Annotated in this window: 16 protein-coding genes; 10 read left to right on the top strand and 6 right to left on the bottom strand. The window is 66.3% G+C overall.

From position 1 onward, the window contains the following. Positions 1-24: 24 nt before the first annotated feature. A complete protein-coding gene (locus WM2015_RS01685) occupies positions 25-1,854 on the top strand; it encodes an SLC13 family permease (RefSeq protein ID WP_156200746.1) in 1,830 nt (609 codons plus the stop codon). Beyond that, positions 1,838-2,662 (top strand): helical backbone metal receptor, encoded by an 825-nt coding sequence (locus WM2015_RS01680; protein ID WP_082169345.1) that lies wholly within the window; start codon positions 1,838-1,840, stop codon positions 2,660-2,662. The genes WM2015_RS01685 and WM2015_RS01680 overlap by 17 nt, the downstream gene beginning before the upstream one ends. Positions 2,663-2,677: 15 nt before the next feature. On the opposite strand, the gene WM2015_RS01675 is transcribed toward WM2015_RS01680, so the two are convergent. Further along, on the bottom strand, positions 2,678-4,477 hold the full coding sequence (locus WM2015_RS01675; RefSeq protein WP_049724407.1) for an SLC13 family permease: 1,800 nt from the start codon (positions 4,475-4,477) through the stop codon (positions 2,678-2,680). 180 nt (positions 4,478-4,657) lie between these two features. Between WM2015_RS01675 and pip the strand changes: the two genes are divergently transcribed. The 4 genes from pip (at position 4,658) to WM2015_RS01655 (ending at position 8,834) form a co-directional block, all read left to right on the top strand. Further along, positions 4,658-5,605, top strand: a complete 948-nt coding sequence (gene pip / locus WM2015_RS01670; RefSeq protein WP_049724406.1) for a prolyl aminopeptidase — start codon at positions 4,658-4,660, stop codon at positions 5,603-5,605. A 73-nt stretch (positions 5,606-5,678) separates the two neighbouring features. Further along, on the top strand, positions 5,679-6,905 hold the full coding sequence (locus WM2015_RS01665) for an efflux RND transporter periplasmic adaptor subunit (protein ID WP_049724405.1): 1,227 nt from the start codon (positions 5,679-5,681) through the stop codon (positions 6,903-6,905). 14 nt (positions 6,906-6,919) lie between these two features. Further along, positions 6,920-8,134 carry an ABC transporter permease gene (locus WM2015_RS01660; protein ID WP_049724404.1) on the top strand — a complete coding sequence of 405 codons (1,215 nt, stop codon included), beginning with the start codon at positions 6,920-6,922 and terminating at the stop codon, positions 8,132-8,134. Then, on the top strand, positions 8,127-8,834 hold the full coding sequence (locus WM2015_RS01655; protein ID WP_049724403.1) for an ABC transporter ATP-binding protein: 708 nt from the start codon (positions 8,127-8,129) through the stop codon (positions 8,832-8,834). Before WM2015_RS01660 ends, WM2015_RS01655 begins: the two co-directional genes overlap by 8 nt. A gap of 55 nt (positions 8,835-8,889) precedes the next feature. Here WM2015_RS01655 and WM2015_RS01650 read toward each other — a convergent pair whose 3' ends face one another. Beyond that, entirely contained in the window at positions 8,890-12,495 is a 3,606-nt protein-coding gene (locus WM2015_RS01650) for a S8 family serine peptidase (protein ID WP_082169344.1), read from the bottom strand. Positions 12,496-12,683: 188 nt separating this feature from the next. Here WM2015_RS01650 and WM2015_RS01645 point away from each other — a divergent pair, with 188 nt between their 5' ends. The 4 genes from WM2015_RS01645 to WM2015_RS01630 are packed head-to-tail and all read left to right on the top strand — an operon-like array spanning position 12,684 to position 18,296. Continuing rightward, entirely contained in the window at positions 12,684-14,303 is a 1,620-nt protein-coding gene (locus tag WM2015_RS01645; protein ID WP_049724401.1) for a GMC family oxidoreductase, read from the top strand. Positions 14,304-14,360: 57 nt separating this feature from the next. Beyond that, the gene (rlmKL, locus tag WM2015_RS01640) at positions 14,361-16,463 is read left to right on the top strand and encodes a bifunctional 23S rRNA (guanine(2069)-N(7))-methyltransferase RlmK/23S rRNA (guanine(2445)-N(2))-methyltransferase RlmL (RefSeq protein WP_049724400.1); all 2,103 of its coding nucleotides are present in this window, start codon (positions 14,361-14,363) and stop codon (positions 16,461-16,463) included. Between the two features lie 7 nt (positions 16,464-16,470). Next, on the top strand, positions 16,471-17,358 hold the full coding sequence (locus tag WM2015_RS01635) for a lysophospholipid acyltransferase family protein (RefSeq protein ID WP_049724399.1): 888 nt from the start codon (positions 16,471-16,473) through the stop codon (positions 17,356-17,358). Then, positions 17,358-18,296: a lysophospholipid acyltransferase family protein gene (locus WM2015_RS01630; protein ID WP_049724398.1), complete on the top strand. Its 939-nt coding sequence runs from the start codon at positions 17,358-17,360 to the stop codon at positions 18,294-18,296. Before WM2015_RS01635 ends, WM2015_RS01630 begins: the two co-directional genes overlap by 1 nt. Here WM2015_RS01630 and WM2015_RS01625 read toward each other — a convergent pair. The 4 genes from WM2015_RS01625 to WM2015_RS01610 are packed head-to-tail and all read right to left on the bottom strand — an operon-like array spanning position 18,247 to position 23,749. Next, positions 18,247-19,503, bottom strand: coding sequence for an L-threonylcarbamoyladenylate synthase (locus tag WM2015_RS01625; RefSeq protein ID WP_049724397.1), 1,257 nt, complete (start codon positions 19,501-19,503; stop codon positions 18,247-18,249). The genes WM2015_RS01630 and WM2015_RS01625 overlap by 50 nt on opposite strands. A gap of 22 nt (positions 19,504-19,525) precedes the next feature. Beyond that, a complete protein-coding gene (locus WM2015_RS01620) occupies positions 19,526-20,980 on the bottom strand; it encodes a TrkH family potassium uptake protein (RefSeq protein WP_049724396.1) in 1,455 nt (484 codons plus the stop codon). Beyond that, entirely contained in the window at positions 20,980-22,356 is a 1,377-nt protein-coding gene (gene trkA / locus WM2015_RS01615) for a Trk system potassium transporter TrkA (protein ID WP_049724395.1), read from the bottom strand. The genes WM2015_RS01620 and trkA overlap by 1 nt, the downstream gene beginning before the upstream one ends. 37 nt (positions 22,357-22,393) lie before the next feature. Beyond that, positions 22,394-23,749: a sigma-54-dependent transcriptional regulator gene (locus WM2015_RS01610; protein ID WP_049724394.1), complete on the bottom strand. Its 1,356-nt coding sequence runs from the start codon at positions 23,747-23,749 to the stop codon at positions 22,394-22,396. Between the last annotated feature and the right edge of the window lies 1 nt (position 23,750).

Below are 23,750 nucleotides of genomic sequence, written 5' to 3'. Positions count from 1 at the left end.
CATTGCACGTAGAATGAGCGCAACATGAATCTGATGCTGCCCAACGCCCACGCCCTGGCCGTCCTGTTGCTGGTGGTGTTCGCGCTGATCCTGTTCTCGCGCGATCGCATCCCGCTGGAAACCAGCTCATTGGTGGTCCTGGCGGCCCTGGCGGTCGGCTTCGAGCTGTTTCCCTATCAGGGCCCGGGCGGCATCACTCTCAATTCCACCGATTTCTTTCTCGGCTTCGGCCACCAGGCCCTGGTGGCGGTCTGTGCCCTGATGATCCTGGGCCAGGGCCTGATCCGCTCCGGGGCACTCGAGCCGGTCGGTCGCATGCTGACCGCCGCCTGGCGCAAGGCGCCGTCGCTCTCCCTGCTGGCCACGCTGCTGGTCTGCGCTCTGTTGAGTGCCTTCATCAACAACACGCCGATCGTGGTCATGCTGCTGCCGATCCTGATCGGCGTGGCGCTGCGCACGGGCCTGTCACCCAGTGGGCTGCTGCTGCCCGTGGGCCTGATCAGCATCGTCGGCGGCATGACCACGACCATCGGCACCTCGACCAACCTGCTGGTGGTGAGCGTGGCCGCCGACATGGGCGTGGCCTCGTTCCGGATGTTCGACTTTCTGGTGCCGGCCAGCATCGCCGGGGCCGTTGCCGTGCTGTATCTGTGGTTGATCGCCCCCCGGCTGCTGCCCGACCGCCAGGTGCCGATGCAGTCCACGGTCAAGCGCCTGTTCACCGCACAGATCCGCCTGGACAAGTCAAGCGATGCCACCGGCCTGCAGCTCGCCGAAGCGATCGAGCGCTGCAACGGCGAGCTCAAGGTCGAGAAGATCCAGCGCGGCCCCGGCGTGTTCGTCACGCCCCTGCCGGACGTCGAGCTCAAGGCCGGCGACCGGATCACGACGACCAATACCCAGGACAATCTCCGCGAATTCGCCCATCTGCTCGGTGGCAAGCTCTACTCGGGCGACGTCGAAGTCGATGAGACCCACCCGCTCGAGCCGCACAACCAGCAGATCGCCGAGGTCGCGATCACGCCCACCTCGAAGCTGCTGGGCGTACGCATCGCCCAGGCGCGCCTGCTGAGCCGCTACGGCCTGCGCCTGCTGGCCCTGCATCGCTTCAATCGCGAGGACCAGACCCGGGCGACGGGGGTGGAGAACACGGTGCTGCGCTCGGGCGATGTACTGCTGGTGCAGAGCTCACCCCGCCAGCTCAACCAGCTCAAGGACGGCGGCGATTTCCTCGTCCTCGACGGCAGCGTCAACCTGCCCAAGACCTCCAAGGCCCCGCTGGCCCTCGGCATCATGGTCGGCGTGATCGTGGTCGCGGCCGCCGGCATCCTGCCGATCGCCATCAGCGCCGTGTTCGGCGTGCTCGCCCTGCTGATGACCCGCTGCCTGAGCTGGAAGGAGGCGATGGCGGCCCTGTCGATCCAGGTGGTGATGATCATCGTCGCCAGCCTTGCTCTGGGCATGGCGCTGATGCGCACCGGTGGTGCGGACTGGATCGCACAGATCTTCCTGTCCTTGAGTTTCGGGATACCGGCCTTCGCCATTCTCGGCATCCTGATGCTGGCCATGGCGGCCCTGACCAACGTGGTCTCGAACAATGCCGCCGCAGTGATCGGCACACCGATCGCGATCAGCCTGGCCCAGCAGCTGATGCTGCCGGCCGAACCCTTCGTGCTGGCTGTTCTGTTCGGGGCCAACCTGAGCTTCGCCACCCCGATGGCCTACCAGACCAATCTGCTGGTCATGAACGCCGGGGGCTACAAGTTCAACGACTTCGTGCGCGTCGGTCTGCCGCTGATGGTCCTGCTCTGGCTGGTGCTTACCGCCACCCTGGCCTATGCCTATCGCCTCTGACCGGCGCGGTCGGCCCGGTGGCCTGGCCGCCATGCTCGCGCTGGTCATCTACTGCCTGCCCTCGCTGGCCGATGGGCCGCGCACGGTCAGCCTCGCCCCGCATCTGACCGAACTGGTGTTTGCCGTCGGCGGGGAAGACCAGCTGGTCGGAGTGGTCGAGCACAGCGACTTCCCCGAAGCGGCCCAGGCCTTGCCGCGCATCGGCGACGCCTTCCGCTTCGATCTGGAAGCAATCCTCACCCTCGACGCGGAACTGGCCCTGGCCTGGACGGGCGGCACGCCGCCTGCGGTCGCCGACTCGCTCGAGAGCCTGGGGATCGAAGTCCTGTGGATCGAAACCCGCCGCCTCGAGCAGATCCCGGCCGCGCTCCGGAACCTGGCTTCGGCCCTGGGCGAGGAGGCAGGGGGTGAACAGGCCGCCATCGAATTCGAGCAGACGCTTGCCGGACTGCGCGCTCGGCGGCCTCTCCATTCGCCGCCCGTCAAGGTCTTCTATCAGGTCTCGGCCCGCCCCCTCTACACCCTCGGTGGCCGACACATCTTCAACGATGTCCTGGATCTATGCGGCATGCAGAATGTCTTCGCCGGGCTGGATGTCGAAGCGGCGGTCGTCGACCGAGAGGCCGTGCTCGCCGCCGAGCCGGAGCTGATGCTGGCGGCCGAGGGCGAGGATCAGGCCTTCGCCGACTGGCTGGCAGGACCGCTGGCCTCGGTCCGACACCGGCGCGTGGATCCCGATCGCTTGATGCGTCCCACGCCACGCATCCTCGACGGAGCCAGAGACCTGTGCCATCTGACCCGACCCTGAACCCGCCCCCCACTACTAATCAACCGCAACGGGCACCAAGGGCCAGAACCAAGGGATCACCAGAGTCGCCGCGATCCACATCAGCACATTCATCGGTATCCCGATCCTGGCAAAGTCCATGAAACGATACCCACCGGCCTGGTAGACGAAGGTATTGGTCTGATAGCCGATGGGTGTGGCGAAGCTGGCCGAACCGGCAAACATCACGGCCACGACGAAGGGTCGAGGGTCATAACCCAGCGTGAGCGCCAGACCCGCAGCGATCGGCGTCAGAAGAATGACCGCCGCATTGTTGCTCATGGTCTCGGTCAGGATCGAGGTCAGGAGATAGACCAGGGACAACACGGCGAGGGGCCCCAGAGGAACCACCCAATGCGCCAGTTGTTCGGCGATCAGCAGGGCGGCTCCGGAGCTCTGCATGGCCGAACCGATCGCGAGCATGGCGAAGATCAGGATCAGCAGGGACCACTGGACCGATTGATAGGCCTCGTCCGAACTCAGACAGCCACAGGCCACGACCACGACCGAGGCCAGGATGGCCAGCACGACGATCGGCATCACGTCCAGACCGGCCAGCAGCATGACCAGTCCCATGGCCAGAATCGCGATCCAGGCCCGGTCGCGCCGATAGGGTCGCACCTCCGGCAGACTCAGGCCAGCAAACTCCCGGGAATGGTAGGCGCGCTGAACACCGGCTGGGCTGCCTCCCAGGAGGACGGTATCACCCGGCGACAGCCCGAGCTTGTCGAACTCTCGGACCCGCGATGAGCGGAGTCGATGAACCGCCATCACATCGACACCCAGACGTTGGCGAAGCCCGAGGCTGCCGATCCGTTGGTTGACCAGGGGCGAGTCGGGACCGATCACGGCCTCGGCGAACTCGCGCTTCTCCGCAGGCGCCGGCATGGTCTGGGTCCTGAGTTGATCCCTGGACCAGAGGTCCGGCGAGTTGCTCAAGGTGATGAGTTCATCCATCGTCGTCTCGACGAGCACCTGATCACCGGGACGAAGCACGATGCTGGCCAGGTCATCGCGGAGGCGATAGCCCTGCCGCAACACACCGAGAATCTCAGTGGGCACGGAACGGCCCAGGCGGGATTCCAGGAGGCGACGCCCGTCCAGATCGGAATCCGGAGACACGTACAGCTCCGCCAGGAAGCGCTTCTCGCGCAGGGTCACTCGCAGCTGATCGGCATCGTCATGGATTTCAGGCAGTAGAAAACGCCCCGCGATCAGAAGAAAACTCAAGCCGATTGCCGCCATGACCAGACCTGCCGCGGTGATCTCGAACATCGAGAAGGGCGCCAGCCCGAGATCCTGGGCAACCCCGTCGACCAGCAGGTTGGTCGAGGTGCCGATCAAGGTGCAGGTCCCACCGAGGATGGAGGCGTAGGACATGGGAATCAGCAGCTTGCTGCCGAACAGCTCGTTCTGGCGCGCCACGGCCAGCAGCACCGGCGTCATGATGACCACCACGGGCGTGTTGTTCATGAAGGCGCTGAGCGTCATCACGCAGACCATGGTGATCAGCATGGTCCGCAGCCAGCTCGCGCCGCTCAAGCGACCGACGACTCGGCCCATGGTGTCGATGACACCGGTCCGCTCGAGCGCTGCCGAGAGGATGAACATGGCGCCCACGGTGATGGGGGCGTGGTTGCTGAAGGAGGACAGCAGCTGGCCCGGATCGAGCACGCCGGTCAGAATCAGGGCGGCCACCCCCAGCATCGCCGTGATTTCGGCGGGAAGTCGCTCCCGAAGGAAGCCGATGAACACCAGGGCCAGAACCGCCAGCACAACGATCACTTCAAACGCCATCGCAAGCACCACATCGGGTCCAGGGCAGCACAGAATAGCGATCGGAGCGGGCCTGACAAGGCCTTGATCGCTTTCTCCGGCCCCACTATATTCGGCCGGCTGAGTCACGGGGCCGAGGCTTTGGGGTCCTGAGAATCGAGGGTACACTCAAGATCCGTTTGTCGACGAGACAGAAATTCCGTGCCTCTCTACCCACCGATCGAGCCCTGGTCCGAGGAATTGCTGGAGGTCGGTGACGGCCACCGGCTGCATGTCGAGCAATGCGGCAAGCCGGATGGCCTGCCGGTCGTCTTTCTGCACGGCGGACCCGGCGGCGGCTGCAGCCCGGAGGATCGGCGCTTCTTCGACCCGGATCGCTACCGCATCGTGCTGTTCGATCAGCGCGGCGCCGGTCGCTCTCTGCCCCTGGCCGAGATCGAGCACAACACCACAGCGCAGGTGCTCGCCGACATCGAGCGCATTCGACAACATCTCGGCATCGAGCGCTGGCTGGTCTTCGGTGGCTCCTGGGGCTCGACCCTGGGCCTGCTGTATGCCCAGGCGCAGCCGGATCGATGCCTGGGCCTGATCCTGCGCGGGATCTTTCTCAACCGTCCCGAAGACGTGGCCTGGTTGTACGGCCATGGCACGCGACGGGTGTTTCCGGATGCCTGGGCGAGGCTGGTCGAGATGATTCCGCCCGAGGAGCGTGCCGATCTGCCCGCGGCCTACGCTCGTCGCATCAACGGGGACGACCCGGAGCTGGCCCGCAAGGCGGCCACGGAATGGACGCGCTTCGAAGGAATCTGCGCCACCCTGCGGCCCAATCCCGAACTCCTCGCCAGCTTTCTCGAGCCCGTCACGGCCTGGCACTTCGCCCGCATCTGCACCCATTACTTTTCCCATGGTCTGTTCATCGAAGCGGATCAGATCCTCGCTCGCATGGACCGAATCACCCATCTTCCGGCCATTCTGATCCACGGTCGCTACGACATGATCTGCGCCCCGGACCAGGCCTGGGCCCTGCACCGGGCCTGGCCGGGCTCGGAGCTGGTCTGGGTGCCGGATGCAGGGCACTCGGCCAGCGAGCCGGGGACGACGGCAGCCCTGGTCGAGGCCTGTCGACGAATGGCCGAACGCCTGGCCTGATCGACGGATCGAAGCGACGACCGGCCCTGGTGTACTCTGAACACGGGTCGAGTCTTTCGGGGATGCGCGAGGAATGACAGGCAAGCTCAAGTGGATCCTTCCGCTGTCGATCGTGGTGGTGCTCTGCCTCGTCTACGCCTATCGACTCTGGCAAGGCCCACTGGTCGAAGGCTATGTCGTCCGAACGGCGGCACTGGTCCAGACCGTGGTCGCCAGCGGCCGGGTGGAGTCGGTCTCGCGCGCCGAAGTCAGCAGCGAGATCACCGCCGTGGTGCTGGAACGGCACGTCGAGGAGGGCCAGCGCGTCGAGGCCGGCGAGCTCCTGCTCCAGCTTCGGGACGATGCCCTGCAGGCTCAGCTGCATCAGGCCGAAGCCGCGCTGAGCGAGCTCAGGACCCGCGCTCGGCCCCAGGCACGGGTGGCCCTTGAGCGCGCCGAAACCCAGCTCGCGCAGGCCGAGCGCGAGTCCGCCCGTCGACGAGCCCTGGTCGAACAGGCATTGATCTCGCGCGAATCCCTGGAGCAGGCCGAGGAGGCCGAAGTGCTGGCCCGCAATGCCGTGGCGGCCGCCCGGCTCGAACTCGAAGCCCTGGCGCCCGGCGGGCCCGAGGAACGCTTGCTGGAAGAGCGGCTCGCCGCGGCCCGCATCGATCTGGAACGAAGCCGGATCCGGGCGGAAACCGCCGGCACCATCCTGAGTCGCGATGTCGAGCCCGGCGATCTGGTCCGGCCCGGCGAGGCTCTGTTCAGCATCGCCCTCGATGGCCCCACGGAGTTGCGCGTCCCCGTCGACGAAAGAAATCTGTCGCGCCTGGCTGTCGGCCAGCAGGCCATCGCGATCGCCGACGCCTATCCTGATTCCCCCTTCGAGGCCCGCATCGAACACATCGCGCCACGCATCGACGTGCAGCGCGGGACCGTCGATCTGCGCCTGGCCGTGCCCGAGCCACCGCCCTTCCTGCGCCAGGACATGACCGTCTCGGTCACCATCGTGACGGGCCGACGCGAGGACAGCCTGGCCCTGCCGAATGACGCGCTGGTCCATCGCCAGGGACGTCAGGCCCGGGTTCTGGTGCTGGACGAGGGTCGCATCCAGCACCGTCCCGTGACGATCGGCCTCGAGGGCCTGGCCCGCTCGGAAATCCTCGCCGGCCTGACTGCCGGCGAGCAGGTCCTGCTGGCCGGACACCAGGACCTGCTGGAGGGTTCGCGTGCCCGGTTCGAGTCGCGCCCCTGGCCCGCGGCCGGCGATCCCGAGGCGCTTCATCCGAACAACGAACTCCCCATCAAGCTGGACTGACGGTCCGATACGCCATGCTGCGCAAGTTCTGGACCGAATGGACCATCGCCCTGCACTTTCTCAAGGATGGTCGGGCCCAGACCCTGATGATCATCACCGGCGTGGCGGTCGGCGTCTCCGTCGTGGTCTTCATCACCGCCCTGATCCAGGGCCTGCAGAGCAACATCATCGATCGCACGCTCGGCACCCAGGCCCATATTCGCCTGCTTCCGCCCGAGGAGATCAATCTGCGCGCGCCCATCGATCCGGACGCAGTGCTGCTGGTGCAGGAAATCCCGCGCGCCCAGCGCCTGCGCTCGATCGACAACTGGCAGGCCCTGGAAGACCTGCTCGACGGACTGCCGGACCTGTCCGCCGTCTCTCCGGTCGTATCCGGCCCCGCCTTCGCTCGGCGGGGAGAAGCGCTGGAGTCGGTGGCCCTGGTCGGCATCGATCTGCCTCGCTACCGTCGGATCATCCCGATCGAGGATTCGCTCTCCTCCGGCGCGCTCCGAGTCGGCGCCGGCGACGCCATGATCGGCCAGGAGCTCGCCGACAAGCTGGGTCTTTCGGTGGGCGACAAGCTCAGGATCGACACCGGTCAGCAGAACACGACCGTGGTCAACGTGGCCGGCATCTTCGAATTCGGGGTCCGCGACCTCGACGAGCGTTTCGTCTACCTCGACCTCAGGCAGGCTCAATCGCTGCTCGACCTGCCCGGCGGCGTGACGGTGATCGACCTGACCGTGGAAGACATCTTCGACGCCGAAGCCATCGGTCGACAGCTCGAGGCCCTGATCGGGCTGGACGCGGAAAGCTGGATGGAAACCAACGCCCAGCTCATGAATGCCCTGTCGGCACAGAGCCTGTCGACGAATCTGATCAAGATTTTCGTCGGTCTGTCGGTGGCTTTCGGCATCGCCAGCGTGCTGTCGATCAGCGTCGTGCAGCGAACGAGAGAGATCGGCATTCTTCGGGCCACCGGCGCCAGCCGGCAGCAGATTCTGCGGGTCTTTCTGATCGAGGGCGCGATCTTCGGCCTGCTCGGGTCGCTCCCGGGCACCCTCGTCGCCTATGGCCTGGTCTGGGTCTTCAACAGCTTCGGACCCGGCCTGTTCTACATTCCCGTGCCCGGAAGCCTGGTGCTGACGTCTGTGACGCTCGCGACCCTGACCGGCCTGCTGGCCGCCGCCCTGCCCTCACGACGGGCAGCCCAGCTGGACCCGGTGGAGGCGATTCGCGATGTCTGAGGCCGATCGTCCCGTCCTGCGTCTGGAGCGGATCCGCAAGTCCTACAACCTCGGCCAGGCCAATGAGGCCGAGGTCCTGCACGGCATCGACCTGAGGATTCAGCGAGCTGACTTTGCCGCATTGATCGGGCCATCGGGTTCGGGCAAGAGCACCCTGCTCAACATCATCGGCCTGCTCGATCGGCCGACCGCCGGCGAGCTCTATCTGCTCGGGCAGGCCACGCGCGAACTGGACGAGGAAGGCCGAACCGAGCTTCGCGGCCGGGAAATCGGCTTCGTGTTCCAGTTCCACCATCTGATCCAGGCCTTCAGCGCGATCGACAATGTGCTGATGCCCCTGATGCTCCGGAACGGCAAGCCCCGGCCGGAAGAACGTCGCCGAGCCCTGGAGCTCCTTCATGCGGTCGGTCTCGAGGGACTGGCCGATCGACCTCCGAACCAGCTTTCGGGCGGACAACAACAGCGTGTGGCCATCGCCCGAGCTCTGATCAGTGAACCGGCACTGCTGCTGGCCGACGAGCCCACCGGCAACCTTGACACCCGGACGGCCGAAGGAGTGTTCGAGCTGTTCCGCCGCTTCAACGGGGAGTTCGGCTGCGCCGTGCTGCTGGTGACCCACGACCCGAGAATCTCGGATGCCTGCGATCGCAGGATCGACCTGGTCGACGGCCGCATCGTCAAGGACGAGTCCACCCGGTAGTAAAAAGGCCCGGGAAGTCCCGGGCCTTTTCGGTTTGCCTTGCGCTCCGCCGATATCAGGGCGGAGGAATCACTTCGAAGCGGTCGTCGAAGATCTCGTTGGGCAGCGCCACTTCGCAGACCTGCACCTTGAGATCATCGATGAACCAGCCATCACGACCCACGGAGGAGTCGGTGACCATTCGGAAGCGGAACTGCACCGTCTCGCCGGCCCAGGCCGACAGGTCCACGACCGAGTTCAGCCAGTCCTGCGGATCGCCGCACCAGCCCAACTCGCCACCGGCCGGGTTGCTCCAGGAGGTGGAGATCGGCCCGTTGTACGGGTCGGTCTGCAGCGCCGCATCCGGCACCTGGGTCCAGTTGGTTCCACCGTCGATCGACACGTGCAGCTGGCCGGCATCGAAGCAGGCCGTCGCGCTCTGGTCTTCGATGACCTGGCGGTTCCAGAACTGCAGGGTCGGGGTGATCGCCGCGGCCGGAATCGCGACCGCGGGTGAAATCAGCCACTGATCGGAGACCGAGGGCACGTCGACCGCGTTCCAGGCACCGGTGCCGGTGTTGACCACGCCGCTCTGGATCGCCCAGGTACTGCCCGTGCCACCCGTCGTCCAGTCCTCGACGCCGGCTTCGAAACCGGTGCTGTACAGGACATTCGCCGAGGTGCCGATGCCACAGTCACCCGGCAGGGCCTCGGTAGCGAAGGAGAAGACATCGGAGACCGAACCACCGCAGAGATTGGCCGGTGATACGCGCCAGTAGAGGATGCTGTTCGAAGGCAACAGGACGCCAGGCGTATGGCTCGTGCCGGCGACGGTGGCCGAGTACACGATATTGGCGAAGTCGCTGCTGTCCGCCACCTCGATGAGGTATTCCGAAGCCTGGCTGGCAGCGCTCCATTCGAACACCGGTGACTGGGACACACCCAGCGCGCCGTCTGCCGGCGCCGTCAGGCTGGTCGCCCCGGCAGAATCGGTGAAGACGGACAGGCCCAGGCTCAGCTCACGGACCGTGGCACCACTGCTCGCGCTGACCAGCATCGAGTAGCTGCCGGCGGTCACGGCACCGGTGTTGCCGATGGTCAGCACGGAGCCGCCAGCCGGCGTCACCGGGTTGGTGCCGAAGGTGGCGCTGGCACCGGCCGGCTCACCGCTGATGGCCAGATCGACCGGGTCGACGAAGCCTTCGATGGAACCGATGGCCAGGTTGTACACCGCATCATCCGGGGTACAGATCGAAAGGTCGGTCACGTCCGAATTCAGGGTGAAAGTGGGCTCCAGCACGCAGTTGTTGCAGACCAGGGCGAAATCCTGGTCGGTGCCGTCGCCGAAGTTGGGCACGCCGTCGCCGGCGATATTGGCCGCCGTGACCCGGACCGTGATGGCCGAGGCCGTGCCGGGCTGCAGGAAGACCGCTTCGTAGTTGTTGTTCTGATCCGCGCCACCGCCGGTCACGCTCCACTGGCCCGAGAAACGGTTACCCAGGTAGGTATCGCCGCCGTTCTCGACCACCAGATCGAGGTTGTTCACCTGCGGGCTGGTGCCGATGGCGCCGGGCTGGTCGGTGTAGACCATCATCACGCGCACGGGCTTGGAGGGATCGGGTACGCCGACCGTCATCTCCCAGAAATCGCCGGTGTTGTCGAACACGATTTCCTGATTGAGCGTCGCCTTGAGCGTGTCATCGAACATGTCGCCCATGTTCGGCATGCCATAACCCTGCACATTGCTCGGCAGGGTATCGCCGGCCGACACGCCGGTCAGGTAGGTCGGATGGGCCAGGATATAGGCCTTGATCAGCGCCGGTGACGGCGTGGGATTGGCCGGTGTTTCGAAGGGCAGGATATTGCCCGCGTTTTCCAGCCAGTGCCAGGTCAGGGACGCCACGCCAGCAACCGCGGGGGTCGAGTGGCTGGTGCCGCTCGAGGCTGCGAAGATTGTCTGGCCGCTGGGTGCATATTGGTCACAGACGCCGCTGCCGTTGTAGCTCGGACCGGTGCTGGCCGTCCCCTGGATATGCGTTCCCGGCGCGATGGTTTCGGGCTTCGTGCGTCCACCCGGGGCCGGGCCACGGCTGGAGAAGTTGATGACGTCCATCGCATCGTCGGCACCCGTCGGGCCGACGCCGCAACCGTCGCTCCAGTTGCCGTTCTCGTCGACCGGCCGATTGTTCTCCGAAGCGCCGACGGTCAGCATGTTCTTGCCGTTACCGGGCGTGCCGATCGTCCCGTTACCGGAACCGGAGTTGCCGGCGGCGAACAACACCATCAGCTCCTGATTCAACGCGGTGGAGGGATCGGCGTCACGCACCCCCGCATCGTAGGCCTGGGAACCGTCGTCATAGCTGCCGGCGCAACCCGAACAGCCCCAGGAGTTGGTGCTGATCCGAGCGCCCTGCTGCCAGGTGTGCTGGATGACGCCGGAATCGGTGCCACCACAACCCGAGATGTTGTAGCTGGGCGCGAAGATGCGCGTACTGGCCAGTGAGGCCCAGGGGTTGATGCCCTGACCACGCTGGTAGGTGCTCGGGAACTGGAAGGGGAAACCGGAGCGATCGTCATAGCCGCCGACGATGCTCGTGTTGATGTGGCCGTGGCCACCGTCGCCCTGACCACTGGTCACGCTGTGGCAGGAGGTCACGAACTCCAGGCGGGTCGGGTTGGCATCGTTTCCGAACTCATGCAGGGTCGGATCGCCGGAGTTCACCGTGCCGTTGCCGACGCCATCGTCCACGACGACGACGGTCGGGTAGTCGGCCGGGTCAGTGGAGAAGCCGAGGCCGGTCAGGAAGCTCAGATAGCCCGGTGCGGACGGACCGCTCTGATCGCCATTGAAATTGCCGGCCACGATCTGGTTCTGGACTTCGTCCATCAGCTCACGCGGCAGGTATTCCTCGATCCAGTAGACGTCCGGACGCTCGGCGATCGCCGCGATGTCATCGAGGCTCAGCTCGAAGCGGGCGGTCTGGAAACCGAGGATCGGGCTCCAGTCCATCAGGGCCTTGCCCTGCGCACGCTGGGCGATGAAGGCCTGCGTGGCCCGATCACCGTCGTGACGAATCATCTGGATCGTCACCGGCAGGGTCTCGGAGCCGGCGCGATTGACCAGATTCTCTGCCATTACCGGTCCCAGCTTGAAGAAGGACGGGTAAGGCGCACTGAACTGCAGGGTGCTGCGAGCAGCGGCGAGCTGGTCCAGCTGGGCGCGCGCATCGGCATCCGCCCACACGAGGTATCCGTGGTTGGCCACGTAGTGAATCGGCATGGCACCGGTGGCAGCCACCTCGTCCAGCCACTGCTGGCGGATCGGGCCGACGAACTGGATCATCTGCAGGGCCGAGCCGACCGGCGCATTCAGGGTCCAACCCGCTGGCGGCCGGATGCGATCGGTCTGGGTGTCGAAGGGATGGGCGTCGAACAACAGCCAGTCGGCATTGTCGAGCTTGTGGATCCCTTCGACCGCCGTGGCACGAGCACCATCGGCCTGGTCGAGTCGATAGAGCTGGAAGCTGCCGTAATCGGCCAGCAGCTCTGCGGCCACGCCGGATGGCAGTTCCGCCTCGGCATCGACCATGATCTTGACGTCGTTTGCCATGACCGCGGCCGAAGCCAGCAACCAGAGCAGCCCGGCGAGCACAACCGCACGCCTTGCGAATATCGATTTCATTGAATTCCCTCGCAGCTGAACTTTCTAATATTGTGAAGAAACAGTGAGGAAGCCCTCACTTTTCGCGAGTATCGCGCGACTGACGCGGAGAATCAAACGGAAACGGTAGAATCCCGACTCTAATCGCGGTTGATATTCTTCAAATACCGGAAATCCGCCTCCACCATAAGGACTCGTTGCCAGCCGCCATGCCCAATCGCTATGACTACATCATCGTCGGCGCCGGATCGGCCGGCTGCGTGCTGGCTCACCGGCTCAGCGCCGATCCCTCGGTCAGCGTGCTGCTGCTCGAAGCCGGCCCCCGCGACTGGAACCCCTTCATCCACATGCCGGCGGGCCTGGCCAAACTGGTCAACTTCAAGTCCCTGAACTGGAATTACGAGACCGAGCCGGAACCGGCCCTGAACAACCGGCGACTCTACTGGCCGCGCGGCAAGGTGCTGGGCGGCTCGAGTTCGATCAACGCGATGTGCTACTCGCGCGGCCACCGCAGCGATTACGAGGACTGGGCCGCGCTCGGCAACCCGGGCTGGGCCTGGAAGGACGTGCTGCCCTACTTCATGCGGGCCGAGGACCAGTCCAGGGGCGCGGACGACCTGCACGGCGTGGGCGGCCCGCTGAGCGTCAGCGATCTGAGTTACACCAACCCGCTGAGCGACGTCTTCATCCAGGCCGCCGAGCAGGCCGGATTCGCTCGCAACCGCGACTTCAACGGCCCCGCCCAGCGCGGCGTGGGCTTCTACCAGGTCACCCAGCGCAATGGCCGCCGCTGCAGCACGGCCGCCGGGTACCTGAAACCGGTCCGTTCACGACCGAACCTGACCGTCATCACCGGCGCTCTGACCCTGGGCCTGACTTTTTCCGGACCCGATCGAGTCCGGGGGGTCCGCTATGCCAAGCGCGGCATCGCGCGCACCGCCACCGCCGAGCGCGAAGTGCTGCTGGCGGCCGGTGCGATCAATTCGCCGCAGCTGATGATGCTGTCCGGCATCGGCCCGGCCGGCATGCTCGAAACAGCCGGCGTCCGGGTGCGCCACGAGCTGACCGAGCTCGGCAGGAATCTGCAGGATCACCTCGATATCTGCACCCTGACCCGCTGCTCACAGCCGGTCACCTACGACCAGCTCAGCGAGATCCGCGTTGGCCTGCGCTACTTCCTGCATCGCGAGGGCGAGGGCACCTCGAACATCGCAGAGGCCGGCGCCTTCCTGGTCAGCGGCCGCGGCCGCGATGACCGCCCGGATGTCCAGATGCACTTCGTGCCCGCCCTGCTCGACGATCATGGCCGCAATCGCCTGCCGGGCGACGGCTATACCCTGCACGCCTGCCCGCTGCGGCCGGAAAGCCGCGGTCATCTGGCCCTGCGATCGGCAGACCCGCGCCAGCCGATCGCCATCCATGCCAACTACCTCAGCGAAGCCGAGGACCTGGAGATGATGCTCGACTGCGTTCGTCTGTCGCGCGAAATCCTCGATCAGCCGGCCTTCAAACCCTTCCGCGCCCACGAGATCTTCCCGGGCAACGACGTCACGAGCCGCACCGGCCTGATCGACTTCATCCGCAACAAGGCCGAGACCATCTATCACCCGGTCGGCACCTGCCGGATGGGTTCGGATCCGCATTCGGTCGTCGATCCGGAACTGCGCGTGCGTGGAATCGAGGGCCTGCGCGTGATCGACGCCTCGATCATGCCGACCCTGGTCGGCGGCAACACCAATGCACCGACGGTCATGATCGCCGAGAAGGCCGCCGATCTGATTCTCGGCGCCAGCGCGGCCCGGACCGAATCGACAGCGCGCGCCGCCTGAGCTTTCGCCGGGCGGCAAAGCGGTTACCATGCCGGCTGACCGTTCGATCCTGTCTGCATGAGCTCTTTCTTCGCACCCGCCGCCCAGGGCCTGGAGGATCTCCTGGCCACCGAACTCCGGGGACTGGGCCTTGAATCTGCCCGGCCCGAGCGCGGCGGCTGCCGCTTCGAGGCCGACCTGGCCGGCGCCTACCGAGTCTGCCTCTGGTCCCGCCTGGCGGCCCGCGTGCTCCTGCCCCTGGCCGAATTCGAGGCGCCCGATGACCAGGCCCTGTACGAGGGCACGGCTTCGATCGATTGGTCGGAGCACCTGTCACCCGAGCTCAGCATCGCGGTGAGCTTCTCCGGTGTTCGTCCCGCGCTCAGCCACAGCCGTTTTGCCGAGCAACGAATCAAGGACGCGATCGTCGACCAGTTCCGTGAAGCCACCGGTCAGCGGCCCTCGGTCGATCTGCGCCAGCCCGATATCCGCCTGCAGGCCCACCAGAATCGAAACCGAGTCACCCTGTCCCTCGACCTGTCCGGCGACCCCTTGCACCGCCGCGGCTACCGGGAAGCCGGCAATATCGCCCCGCTGAAGGAGCACCTCGCCGCCGCCATGCTCCTGCGCGCCGACTGGCCGGAGATCGCGGCCGCCGGCGGCGCCCTGGTCGACCCCATGTGCGGCTCCGGCACCCTGGTCATCGAAGCGGCCATGATGGCCAGCGACACCGCCCCCGGCCTGCTGCGCACTCGCTGGGGCTTTCTGGCCTGGCCGGGGCATGACGATGGGACATGGAAAGCGCTGATCGACGAGGCCATCGAACGCCAGGAGGTCGGGCTCGAGAAGCTGCCGCCCCTGCTGGGCAGCGACAGCGATGCGCGCGCCATTCGCACCGCCCGCGCCAATGCCCAGCGAGCCGGCTTCGGCCAGGCCATCCGCTTCGAAACCCTGCCACTCGAGGACGCCCGCGCACCCAGCGAACGGGGTCTGGTGATCACCAATCCGCCCTATGGCGAACGTCTCGGCGAGCAACACCAGATGCTGCCGCTCTACCTGCAGCTGGCCGACACCCTCAAGCAGCACTTTGCCGGCTGGCGCGCGGTGATCCTCAACGGAGCCGGCCTGGAGATCGGACTGAAACCCGAGAAGAGCTGGCCGATGCGCAACGGCCCGATCCAGTGCCGCCTCGATCGCTTCGAGATCGGTGCCGAGCCCAGCCCGGCCAGCGAACAGGCGCGCGACCTGGTCAACCGCCTCGCCAAGAATCGCCGCCAGCTCGGCCGCTGGCTTCGGCGAGAAGGGGTGAGCTGCTACCGGATCTACGATGCCGATCTGCCCGAGTACGCGCTGGCCATCGACGTCTACGGCACGGCCGAGGGCGACTGGCTGCACGTGCAGGAATACCAGGCGCCACGGTCCGTCGACCCACGGCGGGCCCAGGCCCGACTGCGTGCGGCCCTGCAGGTCATTCCCGAGGCACTCGAGGTGCCGGCCGAGCGGATGGTCTTCAAGGTCCGTCAGCGCCAGCGCGGCGAGTCCCAGTACCGTCGTCAGGCCAGCCTGGGTCAGACCCTGACCGTCAGCGAAGGCCGCTGCCGCTTCAAGGTCAATCTGGTCGACTATCTGGACACGGGCCTGTTCCTCGATCATCGGCCCGTCCGTCTCTGGCTTGGCGAGCACGCCAGGGGCAAGCGCCTGCTCAATCTGTTCTGCTACACGGGCGCGGCCACGGTGCATGCCGCCGTCGGCGGTGCCCGGGCCACGACCAGCGTCGACCTGTCCAACACCTACCTGGACTGGTTGGCCGACAATCTGGCGCTGAACCAGGTGGCCACCTCCGAGCACCGCCTGATCCAGGCTGACTGCCTGGCCTGGCTCGAGGCCTGCCGAGAGCACTACGATCTGATCTTCCTGGACCCACCCAGCTTTTCGAATTCCAAGCGGATGGACACGACCCTGGACGTGCAGCGCGACCATGGCGAGATGATCCGCAATGCGATGCGCTGCCTGGCGCCGGAGGGCCTGCTGATCTTCTCGACCAATCTGCGCCGCTTCCGTCTCGATCCGGACCTGAGCGATGAATTCAGCATCGAGGATCGCAGCCGCTGGTCGATTCCGGAGGACTTCAAGCGCAACCCGCGCATCCATCAATGCCACTTCATCCGCCAGCGCCGCTGACTCGACGATGCTGTTCCTCGCGCGTCTCCTGATCCGCCTGCTCGCCCTGCTGCCGCTGAAGCTGCTCTACGGCCTGGCCGTGCCGCTGGCGGCCCTCGGCCGCCTTCGACGCTCGCGCAAGGCGCGCATCATCGACACCAACCTGGCCCTGGCCTTTCCCGAATCGAATGATGAGGAGCGTCAGGCCCTGAGGCGTGCGCACGAAGTCGAGATGATCCGCCTGGCCCTCGAAACCGGCGCGGTCTGGCACTGGCCGGCCCGGCGCATCGAATCGCGGATCCGTTCCGTCGAGGGCCTGGAGGCACTCGAGCAGGCCCGAGCGGACGGGCGCGGCGTGCTCTTCCTCAGCGGCCACCTCGGCAACTGGGAGATCCTGACCCTCTACCTCTCGCTCCAGGTGCCACTGGTCGCCCTGTACAAGGCCCCGCGCGACGCGCGTCTGCAACGGGCCATCACGGACTCGCGCGAGCGCTTCGGCGGTCGTCTGGTGGCCAGCGGCAGTCCCGCCATGCGAACCCTGCTGCGCCAGCTTCGCCAGGGCCAGGGCGCGGGCCTGCTCATCGACCAGCAGCCCAAACAGGGCGAAGGCCGTTTCGTCGATTTCTTCGGCCATCCGGCGCTGACCATGACCCTGCCGTATCGCCTCAGCCAGCGAACCGGCTGCCGCATCGTGCTGTCCGAGTGCACCCGCGAGCCGGGCGGGCGGGGCTGGGCCATCCGCCTCGAAGCCGCACCGGAAGCCGCCTATTCCGAGGACAGCGAGACCGCCCTGACCACGCTCAATGACTGGCTGGCCGAGCGCGTCAAGGCCCACCCGGCCCAGTACCTCTGGCGTTACAAGCGCTTCGATCTCCAGCCCGACAACGGGCCGAGCCCCTATCGGCGTCGGGACTGATGCGAGCCCTGCTTGCCCTGGCCCGTGTCCTGATCCGCCTGCTGGGCTGGCTCCCTCTGTCCTGGCTGCATCGCTTCGCGGCGCTGCCGGCGGCGCTGCTGTACCGCCTGCCCTGGAAGAAGCACCGGGTCATCCGGCGTAATCTTCAGCTCTGCTTCCCCGAGCTGAGCGAATCGGAACGCCGTCAGCTGCATCAACAGTACCTGGTCGAGCTGTTCCGTCTGATCTTCGAGGCCGGCGCGCTCTGGCACTGGTCGGAGCAGCGCATCGAGCAGCGGGTCCGCATCGTCGAAGGTCGCGCCCTGCTGGATTCCCTCAGGCGGGATGAGCGCGGCGTCCTGCTGGTCAGCGGCCACGTCGGCAACTGGGAACTGTTGAACCTCTATCTGTCCCGGCATATCGACATGGCCACGCTCTATCGAGCCCCCTCCGGTCCGGCGCTGGATGCCTTCATCAATCAGCCTCGCAGCCGCTTCGGGGCCGACATGGTGCCCGGAGACCGGGCCGCCATTCGCACGCTGCTGACCCAGCTACGCAAGGGCAAGGCGGCCGCGATCGCCGCAGACATCCAGCCCAAGCGCGGCGAGGGCGTCTTCGTGCCCTTTTTCGGCATCCCGGCCCTGACCATGACCCTGGTCCACAAGCTGGCCTGCCGGACCGGCTGCCGCGTCATCCTGACCTGGGCGAAGCGCCGGCCAGGCGGCCAGGGTTGGGATCTCAGTCTGATCGAAGCCGGCGAATGGATTCGCCAGGAGGACCCGGTGGCCGCCCTCGCGGGGATGAACAACTGGCTCGAGACCGCGATCCGCTCGGCGCCGGCCCAGTACCTGTGGCTGTACAAGCGCTTCAGCCGACGGCCCGAAGGCGAGCCGCCCCGCTATCCGAAACTCAAGCGGCCGGACCGCTCCACTGACTCGCCGCCTTCGCCAGGCGATTGACGATGCCGGCCCAGGCCGGATCACGAAGACAGGCCTCGCTCAGCAGCAGCACCAGGGCTTCGGCGCCCTCTCGATCCGCCTCGCGCAGGCGTTGATACAACTCACGCGCCGCCGCTTCAGCGGCCTCCGGCAGGCGCACCTCCACCAGTTCGGGCCGGGCCTCCAGAGCCAGGCGTCGATGCTCGATGGCCGCGGGGTCGGCCAGCACCTCGACCCGAAGCGGACGCGAGGGCCGGTAATGCTCGCGCATCTGACCAGGAGCTCTGGGGCCAGCGACCGAGCTCTCGACCCAGGACCAGTCCGGGGGCAGCACCGCCGCCAGGTCCTCGCTGGAGATCATGCCCGGCCGGAGCAGTCGAGCGGTCTTCGCGCCAGGGTCCAGCGCGACGATCGTCGATTCGATGCCGACTCGGCAGGGCCCGCCATCCACGACCGTGACCTGGTCTTCCGCGAACACGGCACGGACGTCTTCGGCCCGGGTCGGCGAGAGTCGCGTGAAGGGATTGGCCGAGGGCGCCACCAATGGTGCACTCGACGCCCGAAGCAGGGCCAGGGCCAGCGGATGGTCCGGCATGCGCAGGGCCACCGTGGCCTGGCCGGCCGTGATCGCATCGCTGACCCGATCGGACTTGGGCAGCACCAGGGTCAGGGGACCCGGCCAGTAGCGACCGGCGAGCATCTCGGCGGCCTCGGGCCAGTCGGCCACGCAGGCACGCGCCTGGGTCAGGGAGCCGACATGAACGATCAGCGGATGGCCCGGCGGCCGCCCCTTGAGCTCGAACACGCGCTGGACCAGCTCGGGCCGATCGATCGGTGCGGCCAGCCCGTAGACCGTCTCGGTCGGCAGGCCGATCAGACGGCCGGTGGCGAAGACCTCGTTGGGATCGATGCTCAGCCGGGCCTTGTCGATCCGCTTCAGCCAGACCGTCATCACCTTCTCGGCCTGCTGATCGCCATTGCCGCGCGCCACCTCGATGCCTCGCATCCAGGCTCGCGCTGCCGCCGGCAACTCATCGAGCGCTTTCAGCGCCTCGCCCAGCACCTGCCAGGCCATGGTCTTGTCGGGGGCCAGGCGCGTGGCGACCTGAAGGTGCTCGCGCGCCCTCTCGGCCTCACCCTGCTTCAGTCGCGCCTGCCCCGCTGCCAGCCGCGCCTCGTAGCTGTCGCGGCCCTGCTCGATCATGCGCTCGATGACGGTGGGATCCATGGCAATCTCGAACGATCCGGACTCAGTGCTTCCAGTAGGACGGGGTCAGCAGCACCAGGATGGTGAAGATCTCCAGGCGGCCGAGCAGCATGGCGAAACTCATCAGCCACTTGGTCGCATCCCCCAAGGGACCCCAGTTGGCGCCCGCCTCACCCAGGGCCGGGCCGAGGTTGTTCATGGCCGAGAACACGACCGACACGGCGGTGACCAGGTCCTGTTCCAGGCCGGACACGATCAGGGTCAGGATCACGATGCAGAGGATGTAGAGCGAAACGAAACCCCAGACCGCGTTGGCGACTTCCTGGTTGAGGGTCCGGCCGCCGAACTTCAGCGGCACGACCGCGCGCGGATGGATCAGGCGCTGCAGCTCCCTGAGGCCCTGCTTGGTCAGCAGATAGACCCGGATGATCTTGAAGCCGCCGGTGGTCGCTCCGGCACAACCACCCAGGCCGCTGATCAGGATCATCAGCAGCGGCAGGGTCCCCGGCCAGAGGTAGACATCGGCCGTGGCAAAGCCCGTGGTCGTGGTGTAGGACACGGCCTGGAAGGTGGCGTAGCGCAGGGCGGACCAGAAGCTCTGATGAATGTCATGCTGCCAGAGCAGCACCGTGATCAGCAGGGAGATCACCACCAGCAATCCGGCAAACAGCTTCAGTTCGGGATCGCGCAGGTAGACCTGGGCCGTGGCCCGGCGCAGGGCCAGGTAATGCAAGGCGAAGTTCAGGCTGGCGACGAACACGAAGAACACCACCAGCCAGTCGATCAGGGCGCTGTCGAAGTGACCGATCGACGCGTCATGGGTCGAGAACCCGGCCGTGGAAATGGTCGAGAAACTGTGCGCCACGGCGTCGAAGAGGCTCATGCCCGCGGCCCAGAAGGCGGCCGCGCAGACCGCGGTCAGACCGATGTAGATGGCCCACAGGGCCTTGGCCGTCTCGGCCACGCGCGGGGTCAGGCGCGATTCCTTGACCGGCCCGGTCGCCTCGGCCTTGTAGACCTGCATACCACCCACGCGCAGCATGGGCAGGATGGCGACGGCGAGAACGATGATGCCCAGGCCACCCATCCATTGCAGCTGCTGACGGTACCAGAGGATCGAGATCGGCATCTGATCCAGGCCCGAGAAGACCGTGGCACCGGTGGTGGTGATGCCCGACGTCGACTCGAAGACCGCATCGGCGAAGCTGGCATCCAGCACGAGGATGAAGGGCACGGAACCGGCCAGGCAAACCGCGCCCCAGCAGGCCACCACGACCAGGAACCCGTCGCTGATCCTCAGGTCCCGGTTGGCCTGGCGCACCGGCCAGTAGACCATCCAGCCCGTGGCCGCGACGCCGAGCAGGCTGACGAGAAAGGCCGTGGCGGCGCCGTCCTGACCGAAGAAGGCAAACAGCAGCGGCGGGAAGAAACCCAGCGAGGTGAACATCAGCAGCACGCCGACGATCCGCTGAACCGGGGCGTAGAGATGATGGCGCATCAGACGAAGACGGCGTCGACCGAGAACAGGCGTTCGACGCGTTTGATCTGTTTCTGATCGGCCACGAACAGGATCACGTGGTCATCTTCCTGGATCACCACGTCGTCATGGGCAATGATCACTTCCTCGCCGCGTACCACCCCGCCGATGCTGGTGTGATCGGGCAGATCGATCTCGTCGATGCGCTTGCCGACCACCTTCGACTGCCCCGGCGTGCCGTGGGCAACGGCTTCGATGGCCTCGGCCGCTCCGCGTCGGAGGGAGTGCACGCGAACCATGTGCCCCTTGCGGATATGCGTCAGCAGGGCGCCGATCGTGACCTGCTGGGGACTGACCGCCACGTCGATGCGGTCGGATTCGACCAGATCGACGTAGGCCGGACGATTGATCAGGGTGATCACCTTGTCCGCCCCCATCCGCTTGGCCAGCATCGAGGACAGGATGTTCGCCTCGTCGTCGTTGGTCAGCGCGCAGTAGACATCGGTCTCGCTGATGCCTTCCTCGTGCAGCAGATCCTCGTCGGCACAGTCTCCGACCAGGGTGATCGCCGTGTCCAGATCCTCGGCGATCTGCTCGGCCCGGGCCGGGTCACGCTCGATGATCTTGACATGATGATGCCGCTCCAGGCGCCGCGCCAGGTTGGCGCCGATGTTGCCGCCGCCGGACAGCAGGATGCGGTGCGCCGGGCCGCTGAGGCGACGCAGTTCGGCCATCACGGCAGGAATGTCGCGGGTGGCGGCGAGGAAGAAGACGATGTCATCGACCTCGACCCGGGTGTCGCCCTGCGGAATGATGGCCACGTCGTTGCGGAAGATCGCGGCCACGCGCGTGTCCACACCCTCAGGGAGCAGTTCGCGCAGGGCCATCAGCTGCCGACCGACCAGCGGGCCGTCATGGTAGGCACGAGCCGCCACCAGCTGGGCACGACCATCGGCGAAGTCCAGCACCTGCAGCGCGCCCGGGTACTCGATCAGGCGCTGGAGATGGTCCGTGACCAGTTTTTCCGGGCTGATCAGCACATCGATCGGCGTGTGCTCGCGGTTGAACAGCTCCGGATGGGCCAGATAGTCCGCCGCCCGCACCCGCGCCACCTTGGTCGGTGTGTTGAACAGGGAATAGGCCACCTGGCAGGCGACCATGTTCGTCTCGTCGGAATTGGTCAGGGCGATCAGCAGGTCGGCATCCTCGATGCCGGCACGGATCAGGGTCTGCGGATGTGCCGCGTGACCGTGCACGGTGCGGATGTCGAGCTTCTCCTGCAGATCACGAAGGCGATTCGGATCCGTATCGACGACGGTGATGTCGTTCTCTTCCCGCGACAGGCTGTGCGCCATGCCGGTCCCGACCTGGCCGGCTCCGAGAATGATGATCTGCATCTGACTACCCTCCTTCCGAGCCGCTGCCTGGCGACCCTCAGATCTGCTTGGGATCGATGCCCAGCTGCCTGAGCTTTCGATAGAGGTGGGTACGCTCCATTTCCACCACCTCGGCCAGCTTGCCTACGCTGCCGTCCACCGACTTGAGCTTGTAGGTCAGGTACTGGCGCTCGAATTCCTCGCGCGCTTCGCGCAGGGGGAGATGGAAAAGGGCAGGCACCGCGTCGCCGCCTTCACCACGCTGGGCCTCGACGGAACGGGACAGGGCCTCCTCGACCTCGGCCACCGAGACCTCGTCATCGCCGCCGAGGATCAGCAGGCGCTGAACCAGGTTCTTCAATTCCAGCAGATTGCCCGGCCAGTGGTGCTGGCGCAGACGATTCTGGGCCGCCACGGAGAAATGCCGATAGGGCACACCGTCACGATTGGGGAAATACTCGGCGTAGAAACGCACCAGATCCGGCACGTCTTCCTGACGCTCGCGCAAGGGCGGCAGTTCCAGGGGGACGACATTGAGCCGGAAATAGAGTTGCTCATCGAAGCGCCCGGTCTGGACCAGTTTCTCCAGCTCCACGCTGGTCCCGGCGATCAGCCGGATATCCAGCGCACGCCCCTGATCCTCACTCGCGGATTCGAGGCGACCACTCTCGAGCTGTCCGAGCAGGGCGGACTGGGCCTCCTTGTCCAGACGGGACACGTCCTCGACGAACAGTACGCCTCCGCGGGCCTGATCGATCAAGCCCGGCTGACCCTCGGCGCCCATCAATGCACGCGTCCAGTCCTGACCTTCGCTGCGCGCCGGAACGACGATGAACGGCCCGCCACTGCGCTTGGAATGGGCGTGGATCCATCGCGCGGCCATGGCCTTGCCGACCCCGGCTTCACCCTGGATCAGGACCGGCGTATCGTGGGCCGCGATCCGTTCCAGACGCCGCTTGAGCTGCTGCACGGCCAGCGAGCGACCGATCGGCTCCATCACCGTCGGCGCCTGGCTGCGCAGCCCCGCGTTCTCGCGCTTGAGACGGCCGGCCTCCAGGGCATTGCCCACGGTGACCAGGAGCTTGGCCATGGACACCGGCTTTTCGATGAAATCGAAGGCGCCCAGGCGGGTCGCCTCGACCGCAGCCTCGACCGAGCCATGGCCGGAGATCATCACGACGGGACAATCCAGAGTGTCCGATTCGCGCCATTCGCGCAGCAGACTGATGCCGTCGGTACCGGGCATCCAGACGTCGAGCAGCACGAGATCGGGCTGGGACTGGCCACGCAGTTCGCGAGCTTCCGAGGCATCGGCCGCCATCAGCACCTCATGGCCCTCATCGGCAAGGATCTCGCCGATCAGCTCACGGATATCGGGTTCGTCGTCGACGATGAGAATTCGGGCACTGGCCATC

Source organism: Wenzhouxiangella marina (genome assembly GCF_001187785.1).
Taxonomy (GTDB): domain Bacteria; phylum Pseudomonadota; class Gammaproteobacteria; order Xanthomonadales; family Wenzhouxiangellaceae; genus Wenzhouxiangella; species Wenzhouxiangella marina.
This window is presented reverse-complemented; position numbering and strand designations above follow the sequence as displayed.

What these genes read in the sequence shown, in the direction of transcription:
- WM2015_RS01685 (WP_156200746.1), top strand. Translation starts at nt 25, where the DNA reads ATGAATCTGATGCTGCCCAACGCCCACGCCCTGGCCGTCCTGTTGCTG.
- WM2015_RS01680 (WP_082169345.1), top strand. Translation starts at nt 1,838, where the DNA reads ATGCCTATCGCCTCTGACCGGCGCGGTCGGCCCGGTGGCCTGGCCGCC.
- WM2015_RS01675 (WP_049724407.1), bottom strand. Translation starts at nt 4,477, where the DNA reads ATGGCGTTTGAAGTGATCGTTGTGCTGGCGGTTCTGGCCCTGGTGTTC.
- WM2015_RS01665 (WP_049724405.1), top strand. Translation starts at nt 5,679, where the DNA reads ATGACAGGCAAGCTCAAGTGGATCCTTCCGCTGTCGATCGTGGTGGTG.
- WM2015_RS01660 (WP_049724404.1), top strand. Translation starts at nt 6,920, where the DNA reads ATGCTGCGCAAGTTCTGGACCGAATGGACCATCGCCCTGCACTTTCTC.
- WM2015_RS01655 (WP_049724403.1), top strand. Translation starts at nt 8,127, where the DNA reads ATGTCTGAGGCCGATCGTCCCGTCCTGCGTCTGGAGCGGATCCGCAAG.
- WM2015_RS01650 (WP_082169344.1), bottom strand. Translation starts at nt 12,495, where the DNA reads ATGAAATCGATATTCGCAAGGCGTGCGGTTGTGCTCGCCGGGCTGCTC.
- WM2015_RS01645 (WP_049724401.1), top strand. Translation starts at nt 12,684, where the DNA reads ATGCCCAATCGCTATGACTACATCATCGTCGGCGCCGGATCGGCCGGC.
- rlmKL (WP_049724400.1), top strand. Translation starts at nt 14,361, where the DNA reads ATGAGCTCTTTCTTCGCACCCGCCGCCCAGGGCCTGGAGGATCTCCTG.
- WM2015_RS01635 (WP_049724399.1), top strand. Translation starts at nt 16,471, where the DNA reads ATGCTGTTCCTCGCGCGTCTCCTGATCCGCCTGCTCGCCCTGCTGCCG.
- WM2015_RS01630 (WP_049724398.1), top strand. Translation starts at nt 17,358, where the DNA reads ATGCGAGCCCTGCTTGCCCTGGCCCGTGTCCTGATCCGCCTGCTGGGC.
- WM2015_RS01625 (WP_049724397.1), bottom strand. Translation starts at nt 19,503, where the DNA reads ATGGATCCCACCGTCATCGAGCGCATGATCGAGCAGGGCCGCGACAGC.
- WM2015_RS01620 (WP_049724396.1), bottom strand. Translation starts at nt 20,980, where the DNA reads ATGCGCCATCATCTCTACGCCCCGGTTCAGCGGATCGTCGGCGTGCTG.
- trkA (WP_049724395.1), bottom strand. Translation starts at nt 22,356, where the DNA reads ATGCAGATCATCATTCTCGGAGCCGGCCAGGTCGGGACCGGCATGGCG.
- WM2015_RS01610 (WP_049724394.1), bottom strand. Translation starts at nt 23,749, where the DNA reads ATGGCCAGTGCCCGAATTCTCATCGTCGACGACGAACCCGATATCCGT.